This window comes from Micromonospora yangpuensis, assembly GCF_900091615.1.
Taxonomy (GTDB): Bacteria; Actinomycetota; Actinomycetes; order Mycobacteriales; family Micromonosporaceae; genus Micromonospora; species Micromonospora yangpuensis.
Window position 1 is genome coordinate 4449027 of sequence record NZ_FMIA01000002.1, and the last position, 16853, is coordinate 4465879.

A 16853-nucleotide genomic window follows, 5' to 3' on the forward strand; every position below is an offset into this window, starting at 1 on the left:
TGTCACAGCAGGCTGGTGTGTTGCGGTGACCTGTTCGCGCCAACGGATCCGCCTGCCGGGGCACACCGAACGATCGCCGTCAGAAGATCATTAGTGGCTCCGGTGGCCGCGCACCTGCTCCCTGCCGAGGCACACGATCCGCGAGCGCATCCACCACCCTACCGTGTGCATTACCACAGCGTGCAAGCCCCGGGGTACGTGATCCGGCCCGCTTTGTGGCCCGAGCGGTCCGCTCTGCGCCGAAAAAGGGGCACACAGGCGAAAGGTCCCGCTGATCGCAGCCCGGGAATCCGGCCACCAGACCCGCGACACCCCCGGTCCACGCGTGCCGGGGACCGGCCCGGACGGCCCCTAGACTGCCGGGGTGACCGACGACCAGCCCGGCAACACCGGACCGGACGAGCCGGCCGGATCCGAGGATCCGGGTGTGCTGCGCCGCCCGGTGACCGACACGGATGCCCGCCGGGCCAGCCGGGTCTGGTGGGACGTCGACGCCGACAACTACCAGGCCGAGCACGGCGCCTTCCTCGGTGACCTGGACTTCGTGTGGTGTCCGGAGGGGGTACGCGAGGCCGATGCCCGGTTGCTCGGCAAACTGGCCGGCCGGCGGATCCTCGAGGTCGGCTGCGGTGCTGCCGCCGCCGCCCGCTGGCTGGCCACCCAGGGCGCCCAGGCGGTGGCCGTGGACCTCTCCGCCGGCATGTTGCGCCACGCCCGCCAGGCCGCCGACCGCACCGGGGTACGGGTGCCGCTGGTGCAGGCCGACGCCCTGGCGTTGCCCTTCGGCGACGCCGCCTTCGACACCGCCTGCACCGCGTTCGGGGCGATCCCCTTCGTGGCCGACTCGGCCGCGGTGATGCGCGAGGTGCACCGGGTGCTGCGCCCGGGCGGCCGGTGGGTCTTCTCGGTCACCCACCCGATGCGGTGGATCTTCCTCGACGACCCGGGCGAGGGCGGCCTGCGGGCCGTGCACTCGTACTTCGACCGCAGCCCGTACGTCGAACAGGACGCCACCGGCACGCCCACCTACGTCGAGCAGCACCGCACCCTCGGTGACCGGATCCGGGAGCTGGTCGACGCCGGGTTCCGCCTGACCGACCTGGTGGAGCCGGAGTGGCCGGCGGGTCACGAGGGCGTCTGGGGACAGTGGAGCCCGCTGCGCGGCCGGCTCTTCCCCGGTACCGCCATCTTCGTCGCCGAGAAGCCCGCGCCGTGACCCGGCCGGGTGCCGGTGCCGGTGCCGGTCCAACGGAACCGTCGCACCGGCGGTGCGACGTCGGCGGGCCGGAGCGGGGCTACGCTGAGCCGGTGAGTGCCGAACCGATCCCGACATCACCTGGCCCCTGGTGTCCGGACCCGATCCGGCAGCAGCGTGCCGACTACACGCTTGCCGACCTGCGCAACCTGCCGGACGACGCCCCCCGCGTCGAACTCGTCGACGGAGTCATTCGGGTGACACCCTCCCCCACCCTGGGCCACCAGGACATCGCCAGTCTGCTGTGGCGCTGGCTGGCCGAACACGCGCCGCGCCACCTGCGCGCCTCGCAGGCAGTCGGCGTGGCCCTCTCGGCCAACACCAGCCGCCAACCCGACGTCCTGCTGCGCCACGCCGAGGTGGACCGGGACCGGTCCCTGCTGCATCCGGCGGACGTCGTGCTCGCCGTCGAGATCGTCTCCCCCGGCACCCGGTGGACCGACCGGTTCGCCAAACCCGGCGAGTACGCCGCCGTCGGGATCGCCCACTACTGGCGGATCGAGCAGAACCCGGTGCACGTCTACGCGTACCGGCTCGGCGAGCAGCCCGGTCCGGCCGGTGTGCCCCAGTACGAGCTGGTCACCGACAGCGCCGACGTGATCGAGCTGACCGAGCCGTTCGTCCTCAAGCTCCCGGTCGCCGACATCACCCCCTGACCCCGACCAGCACCTCCCCGGCCCGGGCACGCGTCGCCGGCAACGCCACGGCACCCTGGGGTGGCCGGGCCGAAGCGCGGTCGTTATTCCGCCGCCACGGCGGGTACCCGCCGGTCATGGCCGAGCAGAGGTTCCGCAAGGGTGACCACGTCTCCTGGGCCAGCCACAGCGGCCGGGGACGCGGGGTGGTCACCGAGGAGTTGACCGAACGGACCCGGGTGAGTGGACGCGCCGTCGACGCCAGTCCGCAGCAGCCCCAGTACCGCATTCGCAACGACCACTCGGGCCGGGACGTCGCACACCGACCGGAGGCGCTACGCCATGAGTCGTGACCAGGGACGCGACACCTACCGCGAGTTCGGCGAGGCGGTCAACATGACCCCCGGTGAACTGTCGGCGTGGTTGGCCAGCGACGAGTCCGCACACGTCGGCTGGCGGAAGAAGGGCACCAAGGGCGGCGAGTCGGTCGGACACGCCTCCGGCCGGCGGATCGTCGACCTGCTGCGGCGCAAACGCGCCGACCTGACCGCCCAGGACTACGCACACATGCGCAAGGTCATCGGGTACGTGCACCGGCACCTCGCCCAACGCCCGTCCGGCGACGTCCGGGACACCCGGTGGCGCTGGTCGCTGATGAACTGGGGCCACGATCCACTACGGTGACCCGGCTCAGTGGTCGGCGCTGTTCCAGTCGGTGCCCTCACCGACGGAGACCTCCAGCGGCACCGAGAGCGGGTACGCCGCGCCCATCTCCTTGCGGACCAACGCCTCCAGCGCCTCCCGCTCGCCCGGCGCGACCTCGAAGACCAACTCGTCGTGCACCTGCAGCAGCATCCGTGACCGCAGGCCGGCGGAGCGCAGCGCGGTGTCCACGTGCAGCATGGCCAGCTTGATGAGGTCGGCGGCCGAGCCCTGGATCGGGGCGTTGAGCGCCATCCGTTCGGCCATCTCCCGGCGCTGCCGGTTGTCGCTCACCAGATCGGGAAGGTACCGCCGGCGGCCGAGGACGGTGGAGGTGTAGCCGTCCTGTCGGGCCTTGGCGACCACCTCGTGCAGGTAGTCGCGGACCCCACCGAAGCCGGCGAAGTAGTTCTCCATCAGCGCCCGGGCCTCCTCGGCGGTGATGCCGAGCTGCTGGGAGAGACCGAACGCGCTCAGCCCGTACGCCAGGCCGTAGTTCATCGCCTTGATCTTGCGACGCTGGTCGGCGGTGACCGTCTCGACGGCGACCTCGAAGACCGAGGAGGCGGTGGCGGCGTGGAAGTCGTGACCGGAGTTGAACGCCTCGATCAGCGCCTCGTCCGACGACAGGTGCGCCATGATCCGCATCTCGATCTGGCTGTAGTCGGCGGTCAGCAGACAGTCGTAGCCCTGCCCCACGACGAAGGCCCGACGGATCCGCCGGCCCTCCTCGGTGCGGATCGGGATGTTCTGCAGGTTGGGTTCGGTGGAGGAGAGCCGACCGGTGGCCGCCACCGTCTGGTTGAAGGTGGTGTGGATCCGCCCGTCGTCGGAGATCGACTTGAGCAGACCGTCCACGGTGGACTTGAGCCTGGCCACGTCCCGGTGCCGCAGCAGGTGGTGCAACAACGGGTGCTCGGTCTGCGCGTAGAGCCAGCCCAGCGCGTCGGCGTCGGTGGTGTACCCGGTCTTGATCTTCTTGGTCTTGGGCAGACCCAGCTCACCGAAGAGGATCTCCTGCAGCTGCTTCGGCGAGCCCAGGTTGAACTCCCGGTCCACCACCCGGTACGCGGCCTGCGCGGCGGCCTTCACCTCAGCGGCGAAGTGCGCCTCCAGCTCCGTCAGGTAGTCGGTGTCGGCGGCGATGCCGATCCGTTCCATGTCGGCCAGGACCCGCATCAGCGGCAACTCCACCTCGGCCATCAACCGGGCCGACTGCTCGCCGTCGCGGGACAGCTCCGCGTCGATGGCGTCGGCCAGGTCGAGGGTGGCGCGGGCCTGGAGCATCAGGTTCTCCTCGGCCTGCCCGTCGTCGCCCAGCCCGTCCAGGGTCAGTTGCCCGGTCTCCGGCGCGTCCACCCGCAGCTCCCGGTGCAGGTAGCGCAGGGCCAGGTCGGTCAGGTCGTAGGACCGCTGGTCGGGGCGGGCCAGGTAGGCGGCGATCTGGGTGTCCCGGGCGATGCCGGCCAACGACCAGCCGGCGGCGGCGAACGCGAGCACCGCAGGCTTGCTGTCGTGCAGGACCTTCGGCCGGGCCGGATCGGCCAGCCAGCCGGCCAGGGCGTTCTCGTCGGTCGCCTCGAGGGTGGCCGGGTCGACCCAGGCCGCGGCGGCGTCGGCGGTGGCCAGGGCCAGGCCGAGCACCCCGGCGGTGTGCCGCCGGTTGGGGCCGGTGTCCAGCTTGACCGCCACCCCGACCGGGGTGCCGGCGGGGGCGTGGGTCTCCAGCCAGTCGGCCAGGGCGCCCGGCGCGGTGAGCACCTGCCCGGTCAGGTCGAACCCGGACTCGGCCTCCGGCTCGACGGCGTCGAGGTACTGGTAGAGGCGGTCCCGCAGGATCCGGAACTCCAGGGTGTCGAAGACCTGGTGCACGGCCTCCCGGTCCCAGCCGGTCCAGCGGGCGTCCTCCGGGCGCAGCGGCAGCTCCAGGTCACTGACCAACCGGTTGAGCTCGTAGTTGCGGATCACGTCGGCGAGCCGCTCCCGCAGACTCTCGCCGGCCTTGCCCTTGATCTCGTCGGCGCGGGCGACGACCCCCTCCACCCCACCGTAGGTGTTGATCCACTTGGCGGCGGTCTTCGGCCCGACCCCGGGAATCCCGGGCAGGTTGTCGCTGGTCTCGCCGACCAGAGCGGCCAGGTCACGGTAACGCTGCGGGCCGACACCGTACTTCGCCTCGACCGCGGCGGCGTCCATCCGGGCCAGGTCGGAGACGCCCTTGCGCGGGTAGAGCACGGTGATCCGGTCGTCGACGAGCTGGAAGGCGTCCCGGTCGCCGCTGCTGACCAGCACCGACATGCCCTGGTCCCGGCCCTGGCAGGCGAGGGTGGCCAGCACGTCGTCGGCCTCGTAGCCCTCCTTCTCCACCACCGGGATGCGCAGCGCGGCCAGCACCTCCTTGACCAGACTGACCTGGCCCTTGAAGTCGTCCGGGGTCTCGCTGCGGCCGGCCTTGTACTCGGCGTACCGCTCGGTGCGGAAGGAGCGGCGGGAGACGTCGAAGGCGACCACGATGTGGGTGGGCCGTTCGTCGCGCAACACGTTGATCAACATCGAGGTGAAGCCGTACACCGCGTTGGTCGGCTGCCCGGTCGTGGTGGAGAAGTTCTCCACCGGCAGGGCGAAGAAGGCCCGGTATGCCAGGGAGTGTCCGTCGACGAGGAGCAGGCGCGGCGTAGTAGCTGTCACGCAGGCGACTCTAGTCCGCCGGTGTGACAACCCCCTCGGCCGCTCCGCCCGTGTCGGGACCGACCCGCCGACAGGCACACACGACGAAGCCGGTGGAGGCGCGAGCGCGCCCCCACCGGCTTGCCGGTGCCACGGGTCAGGCCACGCCGAGGTACGCCTCCTTGACCGCCGGGTCGTGCAGGAGCTCCTGACCGGTGCCCTCCTTGACGATCCGACCGGTCTCCAGCACGTAGCCCCGGTGCGCCCGGGACAGCGCCTGCTGGGCGTTCTGCTCGACCAGCAGGATCGTGGTCCCCTGCTGGTTGATCTGCGTGATGATCTCGAAGATCTGCTGGATCAGCATGGGGGCCAGCCCCATCGAGGGCTCGTCGAGCAGCAGCAGCTTGGGCCGGGCCATCAGCGCCCGCCCCACGGCCAGCATCTGCTGCTCACCACCGGAGAGGGTGCCACCGGCCTGCTTGCGCCGCTCCTTGAGCCGGGGGAAGAGACCCATGACCATGTCCAGGTCCTTGTGGATCTCCGCCCGGTCCTTGCGGGTGTAGGCACCCATCTCCAGGTTCTCCATCACCGTCATGCCGGGGAACACCCCCCGGCCCTCGGGTGCCTGCCCGATGCCCCGGATGACCCGCAGGTCGGCGCGCATCTTGGTGACGTCGGTGCCGTCGAAGACGATCGAGCCGGCCGCCACCGGGCGCAGCCCGGAGATGGCCCGCATGGTGGTGGTCTTACCGGCGCCGTTGGCGCCGATCAGTGCCACCACCTCGCCCTCGTTGACCGCCAGGCTGATCCCGTGCAGCGCCTGGATCCGCCCGTACAGCAGGGTCAGGTCCTTGATCTCAAGCAGCATCGGTCGGCACCCCCAGGTACGCGGCGATCACCTTCGGGTCGTCCCGCACGTCGGCGGGCAGACCATCGGCGATCTTCTTGCCGAACTCCAGCACGACGATCCGGTCGGTGACCCCCATGACCAGGCGCATGTCGTGCTCGATCAGCAGCACGGTGGTGCCACTGTCACGGATCTTGCGGATGAGGACGAGCAACTCCTCCTTCTCCGCCGGGGTGAAGCCGGCGGCCGGCTCGTCCAGGCAGAGCAGGGTCGGGTCGGTGGCCAACGCCCGGGCGATCTCCAACCGGCGCTGCTCGCCGTAGGAGAGGTTGCGGGCCAGGTCCCCGGCACGACGCGGGATCCCCACGAACTTCAGCAGGTCGTGGGCCTTGTCCCGGCCGTGCCGCTCCTCCTTCCAGTGCCGCGGCAGGCGCAGCATGGCGGAGATGACGCTGGTCTTGTGGTGGGCGTCCGCACCCACCATCACGTTCTCCAGCGCGGTCATCTCCGGGAAGAGCCGGATGTTCTGGAACGTCCGGGCGATGCCCGCCTTGGTGATCCACGACCGCTGCCGACCGCTCACCCGCTCCCCCTTGAACCGGATCTCACCCTCGGTCGGGCGGTAGACGCCGGTCATGGCGTTGAAGCAGGTCGTCTTGCCGGCGCCGTTCGGCCCGATCAGACCGAGGATCTCCCCCTTGTACAGGGTGAAGTTGACGTCGTTGAGGGCGACCACGCCGCCGAAACGGAGCGTGACGTGGTCGACCTCCAGCAGTGGCTCCCGCCCGGCCGCGCCCGGCGTCGCCGGAGCCGGCTCCGCCGCGGTGGCCGGGGTCGGCTCCGCCGGGGTGGCCGGCACAACCGGCTTGGCCTCGTCCGACGGTGGCTCCGGCGGTACCCCGACCGTGGCCCGCCCGTCGGCGGTGATGTCGCGGTCGCTGGACTCGTCCCGCTCGCTGTTCATCTTCGGCTCACTCACTGGGCACCGTCTCCTGGGGAACCGCTTCCTTACGCCGGTCGGCGAACTCCGCCGCCCGCCGCCGGTTCGGCACCAGACCCTGCGGCCGGAAGATCATCATCACGATGATGATCAGACCGAAGATCAGGATGCGGTACTCGGCGGTGTCGAACTCCAACCCGATGATCTCACCGAAGCCACGGAACCACTCCGGCAGATACCAGGTCAGCGCACCACCGATGATGGCTCCCTTGATACCACCGGCACCACCGAGGATGACCGCGGCGAGCACCAGGATCGAGCTCTCCAGCAGGAAGCTGTCCGAGTTGATGAAGGTCTGCTTCCCGGCGAAGATCGCCCCGGTCAGACCACCCACCGCCGCGCCGATGGCGAACGCCCAGAGCTTGTACTTGAAGGTGGGCACGCCCATGATCTCGGCGGCGTCCTCGTCCTCCCGGATGGCCACCCAGGCCCGACCCACCCGGCTGCGCTCCAGGTTCCGCATCAGGAAGATGACCAGGATGATCACGGTGAGGATCAGCCAGTAGTACGGCTTGGAGTCGACCACCCCGAACAGCGGCTTGCCGTCCACCACCGGGCCCGGCGGGTGCTGCACCTCCGGAATGCCCCGCTGGCCCTGCAGCAGGCCGTCGGTGCGGGCGGCGTAGAGCCGGATCATCTCGGCGAAGCCGAGCGTCACGATCGCCAGGTAGTCACCGCGCAACCGCAGCGTCGGCGTACCGAGGATGACACCGGAGATCATCGTGACCACGATCGCCACCGGCACCGCCGCCAGCCACGGCCAGGTCAGGTCCAGCCGGCTCGCCGGCGAGGTCAACAACGCCACCGTGTACGCGCCGATGGCGTAGAAGCCGAAGTACCCCAGGTCGAGCAGACCGGTGAAGCCGACCACCACGTTCAGGCCGACCGCCAGCAGCACGAAGACCGAGGTGTCGAAGAGCACCGCGGCGAAGTCCGACCGGGTGGTGTAGAACGCGAAGTACTCGCTGCCGATCGGGAAGCCCAGGTACTCGTAGAACCACCGGTTCGGCAGGATGTAGAAGAAGGCGACCAGCGCCACCAGCCCTGCCCACCGCACCTGCTTGGGCATGTTCGACCAGCGCTGCCTCATCTGGGACAGCTTTCCCTTGTCCGCGGTCGCGGTCATGCGCGGGCCCTCCCCAGCGACTCGCCGAGCAGACCGGTCGGCCGGAACATCAGCAACACGACCAGCAGCACGAACCCGGTGAAGTCCTTCCACTCACCGCCGAACAGGCCGGCGGCGTAGTTCTCCGCGATCCCGAGCAGGAGGCCACCGAGCAGCGCCCCGCGCAGGTTTCCGATGCCGCCGAGGACAGCGGCGGAGAACGCCTTCAGCCCGATGAGGAAGCCGACGTTGAACTTGGTGTAGCCGTACCGCAGGCTCCACAGCAGCGCGGCCACGCCGGCCATCAGACCACCGAGGATGAACACCAGCATGATGACCCGGTTCTTGTTGACACCCATCAGGGCCGCCGTGTCGGCGTCCTGGGCCACCGCCCGGATACCACGGCCGAGCCGGCTGCGGTTCACGAACTGGTCGAGCGCCACCATCATCGCCAGGGTGACGCCGAGGACCAGCAACTGGATGTTGGTGACCGCGGCACCGAAGACGGTGAACAGGGTCTCCGAGGGGATCATCACCGGCATGCCGAACGGCGCCCGGTTGGTACCGACACCGAAGGCCTCGGCGATCACGAACGACGCGCCGATCGCGGTGATCAGGAAGGCCAGCGGCGGAGCGTTGCGCTTGCGCAGCGGGCGGTACGCCACCACCTCGACGGTCACCGCGGTGAGGGCGGAGGCCGCCGCCGCCGCGAGCAGACCGATGATCACCGCCACCAGCATGGCGCCGAACGCCGGAGCGGCGGAGTTCTGGCTGTAGCCAAGCGCCTGCCAGGTCCACAGGGCGGTGAAGGTACCGACCATGAAGACCTCGGAGTGGGCAAAGTTGATCAGGCGGAGAACGCCGTAGACCAGGGTGTAGCCGAGGGCCACGAGCGCATAGATCGCGCCCTGCTCCAACCCGGTTATGGTGAGTGCGGGAAAGTTCCCGAAGAACTCAGCGAAGTTCACGTGAGGGCTCCAACTGTGCGGCCACACGGCGCGGCCGGGAGCAGAACTCCCGGCCGCATCGTGATGGCGTCCCGGTGAGGCGGGACCGGATTACTCCGGTCAGGCCTTCGGGATCTCGATGTCCGGAACGACCTGGCCTGCGTTGACCTTGAACGCCCAGACCACGACCTGAGCCGGGTCCAGCTCGCCGTTGGACTCGAACTTGTAGGTCACCCCGGTGGCGGAGCCAGCCTTGTTGTAGGCCTTGATGAAGGCCAGGATGTCCTCGCGGCTCGACTTCCCGTCCTTGATGGCCTCAAGGAAGATCTTGGTGATGTCGTACGACACGTCGCCGTAGGTGCCCGGGTCGGCGTTGAACGCGGCCTTGTAGTCGGTCACGAACGAACCCTCGGCCGCGGTGGCCGGGGCGCACGGGCAGGTCAGGATGGTGCCCTCGGCGACCTGCTCACCGGCGACCTTGATGAAGTTGGCGTCGTTGACGCCGTCACCGGCGACCATCGTGCCCTTCCAACCGGCCTCCTTCAGCTGCTTGATCAGCAGGCCGGCCTCGGTGTAGTAGCCACCGAAGAAGAGAGCGGTCGCGCCACTGCCGACGATCTTGCTGACGACGGCGGAGAAGTTGGTCTGCTTGACCTGGATCTTGTCCTCACCGGCCACCGTGCCGAGGACCTTCTTGACCTCGTCCACCAGACCCGCGCCGTACGCCGACTGGTCGTCGACGACGTAGACCTTCTCGGCCTTCAGCACGTCCTTGATGTACCGGCCGGCCGCCGGGCCCTGCGAGGTGTCGTTACCGACGCCCCGGTGGAAGATCTTCCAGTTCTTCTCGCTCAGGCTCGGACGGGTCGCCGACGGGGTGATGATCGGCAGACCGGCCTGGTCGAAGATCGGGTCGGCCACCTCGGACTCACCCGAGAACGCCGGGCCGATGATGCCGACGACCTTGGTGTCGCCGACCGCCTGCTGGGCCAGCGCCGGGGCCTTGGCCGGGTCGCCCTGCGAGTCGTACTCGGTCAGGTTGACCTTGCAGTCCGCGTTCTCGGCGTTGTACTGGTCGATGGCCAGCTTGGTGCCGTTACGCATGTGAATACCGAGACCCGCGGCGTCGCCGGTCAGCGGCCCGAAGAAACCAAGCTTGAGGTCGCAGGCAGCGGAACTGCCGGTACCCTCGCTACCACTGTCGGCCTTACACGCGGCCGCGCCACTGATGACGAGCGCGCTGATGGCGACACCACCGAGCACCCGTGCGAGCTTCTGCCTCACGGCTCGTACCCTCCTTGTTCGATGGCCCGACCCGCCGCAGAAACAGAACCCTGCGAGGTGGACCAGGCCGACCGCGATCCCGGTCTGGGGGCGGACGTTATCCCACGGCCGAGTGATGGCGTAAGTCCCGACAGTGGGGATTGACCGAACCGTTACACGCGATGCCGAAACAGCGACCATCGCTGTAAGAAGGTTGCGCTCCGAGTATTTTTCGAGTTTGTTTCGGCGCCGGAAATCACGCCCCGAAAACCCCTCACCGGACAAGATCCGCCGTCCGAACGGACCAGACACCGGACGATCGGCCGTCATCGACGAAGACCACCAGCCGACCACCGCCAACGGTCACGGTCACCGGGTGGTCACCACCGCCGGGCACCTCCACCGGCAAGGCCACCTCGCCCCACGAGCCACCCCCGTCACCGGACCACCACAGCGACCGCTCGGCGCCCACCCCCACCGCCACGGCCAGCCCCGCGCCGTCGGCCGCCAGCCCGTCGACCGACCGCACCCCCGCGCCACCCGCCGCACCGGCGAACCCGCCGGCCACCCGCCACCGCCCGGCCACCCGCCGCCACAGCACGAACCCCTGCCCCACCGCGCCCACCACCACCGGCTCCCCCGCCACCGACACCACCCGCTCGGCCGACCCACCCGGGGTCGACCCGCCAGGAGCCGACCCGCCCGGGGTCGACCCGCCAGGAGCCGACCCGCCAGGAGCCGACCCGCCGGTCGACGCCGAGCCACCCCTGGTTGACCCGCCGGCCGACGCCGGGTCGCCCACCGCCGACGTCGACCCGTCCCGCTCGACGCCGGACAGCCGATCCGGCAACGTCGAACGTCGCCAGGACCGCCCGTCGGACGACGTCCAGACCACCGGTACGAAAGCCGTACCGCCGGGCGGCAGCAACCAACCCACCACCACCCAGCCGTCCGACGCGGCCACCGCGTCCAGGCCGGCGGTCCGCCCCCGGGCGTCCCCGGCCAACTGCGCAACCCCCGAACGCAGCGTGAACTCCCCGGCGTCCGGCGACGTCCAGACCGCCGCCCCGGAGACCCGTCCACCGGCGATCAGCCACCCCCCGGGGCCGCCGGCGACCCGGGCCACCGCCACCGCCTCCGGGCCGCCGAAGGTCTCGAACTCCGCCGGCACCTCGACCAACGCGCCGTCGGCGGCCTGCCGCCAGGCACTCACCCGCGGATTGCCGTGCGCCCCACCGGACTTCGCCCCCAACGCCGCCACCCGGGGATCCCGGCAGCCCACCGCGTACAGCACGTTCCGCGCGCCGTAGAACGACTCCGCGCGTACCGCCCGCGCCCGCCAGGACCGCCCGTCGTCGGAGGCCCAGAAGGCCGGCCTGGTCCCCCCGTCGGCCGCGGCCACCGCGCCCACCGCGTACCACCGCCCGCCGCAGGCCACCGCGTCGCGGACCAGCAACCGGCCGGGCGCACCACCGGGCGGCTCCACCACGCCCGCGGCCCAGTCCGGCCGCACCACCGGTGCGTCGGCGGCGGGACCGTCGGCGACCGGCTCGGCCCGACAACCGACAACCACCAGCAGCGGTACGACCAGGGACGCGAGAGCACGCCGCGCGAACATGGACCGGATGCTATCGATGCCCGGCCACACCCGACGCCCCGTCACACCGGGGCGGCGACACTCAGGAGGCGGGCTCGGCCACCTCGCCGCCGGCGGTCTCGGCCAGGATCCGCTCGGCGACCTCCTTCATGGTCATCCGGTGGTCCATCGCGGTGCGCTGGATCCACTTGAACGCCTGCGGCTCGGTCATCCCGTACGTGGTCATCAGCGCGCCCTTGGCACGCTCCACGGTCTTGCGGATCTCCAGGCGGTCGGTCAGCCCGGCCACCTCCGCCTCCAGCGCCGAGACCTCCGCGTACCGGGAGAGGGCGATCTCCACCGCCGGCACCAGGTCGCTCTTCTGGAACGGCTTCACCAGGTACGCCATCGCCCCGGCGGCACGGGCCCGCTCGACCAGGTCCCGCTGGCTGAACGCGGTCAGGATGATCACCGGCGCGATCCGGCCCCCGGCGATCCGCTCGGCGGCGGCCAGACCATCCATGATCGGCATCTTGATGTCCAGGATGACCAGGTCGGGCTTGAGCTCCTCGGCCAACCGGACGGCGGTCTCACCGTCACCGGCCTCGCCGACCACCTCGTAGCCCTCCTCGACCAGCATCTCGGCCAGGTCCAGCCGGATGAGCGCCTCGTCCTCGGCGATCAGTACGCGCCTACGCTCGGCATCCGTCTGCGTCTCCGCCACGAGCCACTCCCACCAGTCTGTGCTCCGACACCCGCCGTGCCCGGGTGTCACCGTCTCCAGCCTAGTGGGTAGTCTGTCAGTGCCGAATCACGGAAGCCCCTGTACTCCAACCGGAAGAGAGACGGAGCTCAAACCTCCGACAGTGTGGGTTCGAGTCCCACCGGGGGCACCAAAGTGTCATACGCCTGTTCGAATATGACCGCGTGCATCCGCTTGAGATCCATACTCTGGCCCGCCGCATCTACTTCTCCGGATGCACGGTTGCCGAGACGGCGCGTCAGGTAGGACTCCCCTACCAGACCGTCTGGCACTGGTGCCGGGACCGCACAGAACGGAAGCAGCACGGCACAGCCCTGCGTTGCTTCCGCTGCAACCCGGCTCTGGCCGGCCCGGTGGACATTGTCAGCTACGCCTACCTGCTGGGCCTCTACCTGGGCGACGGCCACCTTGTCACGTCGACGAAGGCACCCGTGCTGCGGGTCAGTTGCACGGAGATCTACCCCGGCCTCATCGACGCTTGCGAGCAGGCGATGCTGGCCGTCCTCGCGGCCCGGGTGCAACGGACCCCGAAGCAGGGATGTGTCCTGGTGCAGAGCAGTGGCGCGCACTGGCCGTGTCTGTTGCCGCAGCACGGGCCGGGCAAGAAGCACGAGCGGCCGATCGTGCTCGCCGACTGGCAGCGCCGCATCGTCGCCGACCACCCCGGCGACTTCCTCCGCGGCCTGTTCCACTCCGACGGCTGTCGAGCCACCAACCGGGTGACCACCCGCGGGAAGGTCTACGTCTATCCGCGGTACATGTTCTCCAACCGGTCGACCGACATCATGGGCCTCTGCCAGTGGGCCCTCGACCTGCTCGGCGTCGAGTGGCGGATGAACATGCCGTACTCGTTGTCGGTGGCGCGGCGCTCGGCGGTGGCCGTACTCGATCGGCATGTCGGGCCGAAGCACTGAGCACCGCGCGCCCGACCGCCGGGCCGAGCGCGGCGGCCGCCGGGGCCGGCCGAAGGCGGCGCGGCCTGGGGTACCGGTCGCGCGCGGCGGCCGTCGGGGCCCTGGTGCGCCGACCGCCCGGGGCCGGTGGGGTCCGGGACACCGGCGCCGAGGAGTCGTTCCGGAAGAGGCCCGGGTGCGCCGACGGCCCGGGGCCGGTGGGGCCTGCGGGCGTCAGCCGAGGGTGGCCAGGGCGCGGGCCAGGTCGTCGCGGAGGTCCTCGGGGTCCTCCAGGCCTACCGAGAGGCGCAGGAGTCCGGCTGCGGGTCGGGCGTCGCCGGCGACCGGGCGGTGGGTGAGCGAGGCGGGATGTTGGATGAGGGTGTCCACGCCGCCGAGGGAGACGGCGTGGGTGATGAGCCGGCAGGCGTCAGCGACGGCGGTGGCGGCGGGCGCGCCGCCGGCTACCTCGAAGGCGAGCAGGCTGCCGCCGCCGGCGAGTTGGCGGCCGACCAGCCCGGCGGGGTCGTGCAGGCTGGGGTGGTGGACCCGGGTGACGGCCCGGTGACCGGCGAGCCAGCCGGCGAGTTTCTCGGCGCCGGCCTGCTGGGCGCGCACCCGTAGCGGCAGGGTCTGCAGGCCGCGGTGCAGGAGGTATCCGCCGAGGGGGTGCAGGATCGCGCCGGTGAGGGCGCGGACCTGGCGTAGTCGGGTGGCCCAGCCGGCGTCGCAGGCGACGACGCCGGCGAGGACGTCGCCGTGTCCGCCGATGCTCTTGGTGGCGCTGTGCAGGACCAGGGCCGCGCCGTGCCGGGCGGGTTGCTGGAGTACGCAGGTGGCGACGGTGTTGTCGACGAGCAGGGGTACGTCGCCGGCGGCGTCGGCCAGGGCGGCGATGTCGACGAGGTCGAGGGTGGGGTTGGCGGGGGTCTCGGCGATGACCAGTGCGGTGTCGGGGCGGATCGCGGTGGCGACCTGCTCGGGGTGGGCCCAGCTGACGGTGGTGCCGAGCAGCCCGGTGGCCAGGACGTGGTCGGTGCCGCCGTAGAGGGGGCGGACGGCGACGACGTGTCGTCGTCCGTCGGTGGCGGCGGCGAGCAGGGTGGCGGTGAGGGCGGCCATGCCGCTGGCGAAGGCGACGGCGTCGGTGGTGCCTTCGAGGTCGGCGAGGGCGGTTTCGAACCGGGCGACGGTGGGGTTCCAGAGGCGCTGGTAGACGGGGCTGTCGCCGGTGGGGAGGGTGCCGCCGGTGGCGAGGGTCTCGTAGGTGTGGCCGCCGGCGTCGACCGAGGGCAGCGGGTTGGTGGTGGACAGGTCGATGGGTGGGGCGTGGACGCCGAGGGCGGCCAGGTCGGCGCGGCCGGCGTGCACGGCTCGGGTGTCCACGGTCGTCATGGCGGGAAGCGTCGAACATCTGGCCGCATCGAGGCAAGTGATCTGTGGAAGATTCTTCACGGACCCCTTTCCGCGCGCTGATGTTCGAAGCAGGATGGGCGGATGCCTGCTGTACCGAATGATGTGCGGCCGTTCGCGGCCCTGGACGACGTCGACCGCGCGATCCTGACCGAGCTGGCCGCCGACGGCCGGTTGCCGAACAACGCCCTCGCCGAGCGGGTGGGCGTGGCGGCGTCGACGTGTCTGACCCGGACCCGGGCGCTGCGCGAGTGCGGGGCGATCCGGGGTTTCCACGCCGACGTCGATCCGGCGGCGGTCGGGTTGCCGTTGCAGGCGTTGGTGTCGGTCCGGTTGACGGCGCACGAGCGGGCGGCGGTGGACGCGTTCCGGGCCCGATCGGTGCGGTTGCCGGGGGTGGTGTCGGTGTTCCACGTGGCGGGTGCCGACGACTACGTGTTGCACGTGCGGGCGGCGTCGGGGGACGCGTTGCGGGACTTCGTGCTGGACCATCTGGCGGTGGATCCGGCGGTCGCGCACACCGAGACGTCGTTGATCTTCGAGCAGGTACGCGGAGCGGGCTGACCAGGCGGTCCCGGGGTGTTTGGAAGGGCCCCTGTACATCAGAAAGCGTTAACAGGGGGCCCTTCCTTGCACGGGGGTGGGAACAGAACGGGCGGGGGGGCGGGTTGGGGCATGGTGTGATCGACGTACCGATGTCTGTTCTTGACCTTGCTCCGGTCGCGGCCGGGACCACCGCCGGCGCGGCCCTGCGGCACACCACCGAGCTGGCCCGACGTACCGAGGAGTTGGGCTACCGCCGGTTCTGGGTGGCCGAGCACCACAACATGCCGGCGATCGCGAGTTCCGCGCCGGCGGTGTTGCTGGCGCACCTGGCGGCGAACACCTCGTCCATCCGGTTGGGTTCGGGTGGGGTGATGTTGCCCAACCACGCGCCGTTGGTGGTGGCCGAACAGTTCGGCACCCTGGAGGCGTTGCATCCGGGGCGGATCGATCTGGGGATCGGGCGGGCGCCCGGCACCGACCAGGTGACCGCGTTGGCGTTGCGGCGCACGATGGAGGGGCTGTCGGCGGAGGGTTTCCCGCAGGAGTTGGCGGATCTGGTGAACTACTTCACCGGTGAGCGGCCGGGGCCGATCACGGCCACGCCGGGCCGGGGGGACATGCCGGCGGTGTGGCTGTTGGGTTCCAGTGGGTTCAGCGCGCAGTTGGCCGGGCTGCTGGGGTTGCCGTTCTCGTTCGCGCACCACTTCAGTGCGCAGCACACGTTGCCGGCGTTGGCGTTGTACCGCAAGCACTTCCGGCCGTCGCGGTGGCTGGCCGAGCCGTACGCGATGGTGGCGGTGAACGCGGTCTGTGCCGACACCGACGAGCGGGCGGAGTGGCTGGCCGCGCCGAGCGCGTTGTCGTTCCTGCGGTTGCGTTCGGGGCGGCCGGAGCCGTTGGCCACCCCGCAGGAGGCGGCGGAGTACCCGTACACCGAGGTGGAGCGGGAGTTCGTGCTGGCCCGGCGGGAGGGGCAGGCGTTGGGGTCGCCGGAGACGGTCCGGCGGCAGTTGACGGAGTTGTTGGCGCGTACCGGTGCGGACGAGTTGATGTTGACCACGCTGGTGTACGACGTGGCCGACCGGGTGCGGTCGTTCGAGTTGATCGCCGAGAAGGTGGCCGGTGGCCTGCGCCGGAGTGCCTGAAACACGCTCTTCATAGCCACGTCACCGGCCCGTCGCCGAGGCCGCCTAGTTTTGTCCTCGGTGGTGGTACGGCATTCCCGGTCGGGACGGGTCGGG

Annotated in this window: 15 protein-coding genes, 1 tRNA gene and 1 pseudogene; 8 read left to right on the plus strand and 9 right to left on the minus strand. The window is 70.7% G+C overall.

The window, feature by feature from the left end; all coding sequences use genetic code 11:
* The first annotated feature begins 364 nt into the window (after window positions 1-364).
* The 4 genes and pseudogenes from GA0070617_RS20050 to GA0070617_RS20065 form a co-directional block, all read left to right on the plus strand.
* Window positions 365-1216 carry a class I SAM-dependent methyltransferase gene (locus tag GA0070617_RS20050; protein ID WP_091440865.1) on the plus strand — a complete coding sequence of 284 codons (852 nt, stop codon included), beginning with the start codon at window positions 365-367 and terminating at the stop codon, window positions 1214-1216.
* A gap of 92 nt (window positions 1217-1308) precedes the next feature.
* Window positions 1309-1911, plus strand: coding sequence for a Uma2 family endonuclease (locus tag GA0070617_RS20055; RefSeq protein ID WP_229688203.1), 603 nt, complete (start codon window positions 1309-1311; stop codon window positions 1909-1911).
* A 116-nt stretch (window positions 1912-2027) separates the two neighbouring features.
* The gene (locus GA0070617_RS20060) at window positions 2028-2243 is read left to right on the plus strand and encodes a hypervirulence associated TUDOR domain-containing protein (protein WP_091440868.1); all 216 of its coding nucleotides are present in this window, start codon (window positions 2028-2030) and stop codon (window positions 2241-2243) included.
* Window positions 2233-2571 (plus strand): annotated as a pseudogene (locus GA0070617_RS20065) (DUF3140 domain-containing protein); the annotation flags it as partial. The gene GA0070617_RS20060 and the pseudogene GA0070617_RS20065, both read left to right, overlap by 11 nt.
* 9 nt (window positions 2572-2580) lie before the next feature.
* On the opposite strand, the gene polA reads toward GA0070617_RS20065, so the two are convergent.
* From polA to GA0070617_RS20105, 8 genes are all read right to left on the minus strand, one after another.
* Window positions 2581-5280 carry a DNA polymerase I gene (gene polA / locus GA0070617_RS20070; RefSeq protein WP_091440875.1) on the minus strand — a complete coding sequence of 900 codons (2700 nt, stop codon included), beginning with the start codon at window positions 5278-5280 and terminating at the stop codon, window positions 2581-2583.
* 136 nt (window positions 5281-5416) lie between these two features.
* Entirely contained in the window at window positions 5417-6127 is a 711-nt protein-coding gene (locus tag GA0070617_RS20075) for an ABC transporter ATP-binding protein (protein ID WP_091440878.1), read from the minus strand.
* Entirely contained in the window at window positions 6117-7085 is a 969-nt protein-coding gene (locus GA0070617_RS20080; protein ID WP_229688204.1) for an ABC transporter ATP-binding protein, read from the minus strand. Before GA0070617_RS20080 ends, GA0070617_RS20075 begins: the two co-directional genes overlap by 11 nt.
* On the minus strand, window positions 7078-8232 hold the full coding sequence (locus tag GA0070617_RS20085; protein WP_091440885.1) for a branched-chain amino acid ABC transporter permease: 1155 nt from the start codon (window positions 8230-8232) through the stop codon (window positions 7078-7080). The genes GA0070617_RS20080 and GA0070617_RS20085 overlap by 8 nt, the downstream gene beginning before the upstream one ends.
* Window positions 8229-9179: a branched-chain amino acid ABC transporter permease gene (locus tag GA0070617_RS20090; protein ID WP_091440888.1), complete on the minus strand. Its 951-nt coding sequence runs from the start codon at window positions 9177-9179 to the stop codon at window positions 8229-8231. The genes GA0070617_RS20085 and GA0070617_RS20090 overlap by 4 nt, the downstream gene beginning before the upstream one ends.
* Before the next feature lie 99 nt (window positions 9180-9278).
* Window positions 9279-10442, minus strand: coding sequence for a branched-chain amino acid ABC transporter substrate-binding protein (locus tag GA0070617_RS20095; protein ID WP_091440891.1), 1164 nt, complete (start codon window positions 10440-10442; stop codon window positions 9279-9281).
* Window positions 10443-10695: 253 nt separating this feature from the next.
* A complete protein-coding gene (locus tag GA0070617_RS30700) occupies window positions 10696-12039 on the minus strand; it encodes a hypothetical protein (RefSeq protein WP_175440596.1) in 1344 nt (447 codons plus the stop codon).
* Between the two features lie 61 nt (window positions 12040-12100).
* A complete protein-coding gene (locus GA0070617_RS20105) occupies window positions 12101-12721 on the minus strand; it encodes an ANTAR domain-containing response regulator (protein WP_091440894.1) in 621 nt (206 codons plus the stop codon).
* A 95-nt stretch (window positions 12722-12816) separates the two neighbouring features.
* Here GA0070617_RS20105 and GA0070617_RS20110 point away from each other — a divergent pair.
* Together GA0070617_RS20110 and GA0070617_RS20115 are read left to right on the plus strand one after the other, a co-directional pair.
* A tRNA-Leu gene (locus tag GA0070617_RS20110) sits at window positions 12817-12893 on the plus strand.
* A 220-nt stretch (window positions 12894-13113) separates the two neighbouring features.
* Window positions 13114-13674, plus strand: coding sequence for a hypothetical protein (locus GA0070617_RS20115; protein WP_244891690.1), 561 nt, complete (start codon window positions 13114-13116; stop codon window positions 13672-13674).
* Between the two features lie 213 nt (window positions 13675-13887).
* Here the strand turns inward: GA0070617_RS20115 and GA0070617_RS20120 are convergent, their stop codons facing one another.
* On the minus strand, window positions 13888-15048 hold the full coding sequence (locus GA0070617_RS20120; protein WP_091440900.1) for a trans-sulfuration enzyme family protein: 1161 nt from the start codon (window positions 15046-15048) through the stop codon (window positions 13888-13890).
* Window positions 15049-15150: 102 nt separating this feature from the next.
* Between GA0070617_RS20120 and GA0070617_RS20125 the strand changes: the two genes are divergently transcribed.
* Window positions 15151-15630 carry an Lrp/AsnC family transcriptional regulator gene (locus GA0070617_RS20125; RefSeq protein WP_091440905.1) on the plus strand — a complete coding sequence of 160 codons (480 nt, stop codon included), beginning with the start codon at window positions 15151-15153 and terminating at the stop codon, window positions 15628-15630.
* Between the two features lie 131 nt (window positions 15631-15761).
* Window positions 15762-16757 (plus strand): LLM class flavin-dependent oxidoreductase, encoded by a 996-nt coding sequence (locus tag GA0070617_RS20130; protein WP_175440597.1) that lies wholly within the window; start codon window positions 15762-15764, stop codon window positions 16755-16757.
* The last annotated feature ends 96 nt before the right edge of the window (window positions 16758-16853 follow it).

What these genes read in the sequence shown, in the direction of transcription:
- GA0070617_RS20120 (WP_091440900.1), bottom strand. Translation starts at nt 15,048, where the DNA reads ATGACGACCGTGGACACCCGAGCCGTGCACGCCGGCCGCGCCGACCTG.
- GA0070617_RS20085 (WP_091440885.1), bottom strand. Translation starts at nt 8,232, where the DNA reads ATGACCGCGACCGCGGACAAGGGAAAGCTGTCCCAGATGAGGCAGCGC.
- GA0070617_RS20130 (WP_175440597.1), top strand. Translation starts at nt 15,762, where the DNA reads ATGTCTGTTCTTGACCTTGCTCCGGTCGCGGCCGGGACCACCGCCGGC.
- GA0070617_RS30700 (WP_175440596.1), bottom strand. Translation starts at nt 12,039, where the DNA reads ATGTTCGCGCGGCGTGCTCTCGCGTCCCTGGTCGTACCGCTGCTGGTG.
- GA0070617_RS20060 (WP_091440868.1), top strand. Translation starts at nt 2,028, where the DNA reads ATGGCCGAGCAGAGGTTCCGCAAGGGTGACCACGTCTCCTGGGCCAGC.
- GA0070617_RS20125 (WP_091440905.1), top strand. Translation starts at nt 15,151, where the DNA reads ATGCCTGCTGTACCGAATGATGTGCGGCCGTTCGCGGCCCTGGACGAC.
- GA0070617_RS20075 (WP_091440878.1), bottom strand. Translation starts at nt 6,127, where the DNA reads ATGCTGCTTGAGATCAAGGACCTGACCCTGCTGTACGGGCGGATCCAG.